2 protein-coding genes are annotated in these 1,188 nt (G+C 39.1%); both read right to left on the reverse strand.

What is annotated here, in order from left to right; translation table 11 throughout:
* Positions 1-7: 7 nt before the first annotated feature.
* Positions 8-970 carry an RpnC/YadD family protein gene (locus O9332_RS21175; RefSeq protein WP_288027270.1) on the reverse strand — a complete coding sequence of 321 codons (963 nt, stop codon included), beginning with the start codon at positions 968-970 and terminating at the stop codon, positions 8-10.
* Positions 971-1,023: 53 nt separating this feature from the next.
* On the reverse strand, positions 1,024-1,188 hold a 165-nt coding region (locus O9332_RS21180; protein WP_353853436.1), incomplete at its 5' end, for a DUF4347 domain-containing protein.

Here is a 1,188-nt window from a genome sequence, read left to right on the forward strand (position 1 = left end):
ACCCACACTACTTATTTATGATGATACTAAAAGACTTCCTACACTCCTCAAAAGAATTTACTATAAGTGCGGCTTTTAACATCTCTTCTAAAACCGAAATAACTGAAGCATCATTGAGACATTGTCCAATATCTCCAGGGAGCTCGCCTAGTCGGTTTTCCAAAACTTTTTTCACAAAATCACGAGCATTTTCTAACGCTCCAATTTCCTTACCGCGTTCTATCCCTCGTAACTCCATATTACTCATTAAAGGCATGGTTCTTTCCTCCTCAAATTGTTTGATTTTACTTTCTAAACTTGACTGTAATTCAGAGGATAAAGTCATCAGATTGTCGATGATTTCAAACAGTTTAATTATCTGTTCCCTCTCGAACTCCTTTTCATATAATCCCCTGATTAACCTCCACTTCCACTGTTCCCGTTGTGGCAGCTTCCCAGTAGTCGCTTTTGTTTTCAGGTGTGCCATGACTATTATAGCAAAAGGATTACTACTTGCCACTAGTTCTGACCATCTTTCCTCATAGTCCAGTAATTTAACCGTTGGGAATTTGAGGCTGACTTCACAACCAGCGATAGTATAATTATAGGAATCTGGTCGCCAATTTACTCGTTCATCTCCTAAAATTGCCAGACTGATAACTGGTTTCTGATACAAATCAAAGGCCCGATAGTTATAAATATACATCCTCTGAGGAAAATTTTCTTCGTATTGACTTTGAATTTCAATATGAATCAAAATCCACACTTCTTCACCCCTGAGTAACCAGACTTTATAGAGTTTGTCAGCGAAACGTTTTTTTGTCTTTGCTGAAGCGGTAATCCGTTTGAGTTCTTTTTCTAGAGATTCGGGAATTTTTGTCCAATCAATCAATTGGTGAACTTCAGGAAAAAAGAAGTATAAAAACGCTTCAAAATACTCGGTTAATGCTTCTTTCCAGGGTTCATCATAATTGGCGGTTGTTTGGTTCATTTGAGTTGTCCGCTTACTCTTAGGGGTGAAGCGCGATAGCGTAACGCACCGATTTAATAATAGAGGTGAATGGTGGTAATCTGGGGATTTTGTTGTAAAAAAGCGGATATTTGTTCGATTCCGTCTTCGTTGGGAGAGAGAATAACCGTGGCGACTCCAGGGATTACCCCAGCTTGGAGACTTTGATAATCGGTAACACCAGCATCGAGGAAAACTAC

It is taken from the genome of Microcystis sp. LE19-10.1B (genome assembly GCF_027530565.1).
Classification (GTDB): domain Bacteria; phylum Cyanobacteriota; class Cyanobacteriia; order Cyanobacteriales; family Microcystaceae; genus Microcystis; species Microcystis aeruginosa.

Bases quoted from the DNA above. Each gene is read 5' to 3' on its own strand.
- O9332_RS21175 (WP_288027270.1), bottom strand. From the start codon at position 970: ATGAACCAAACAACCGCCAATTATGATGAACCCTGGAAAGAAGCATTA.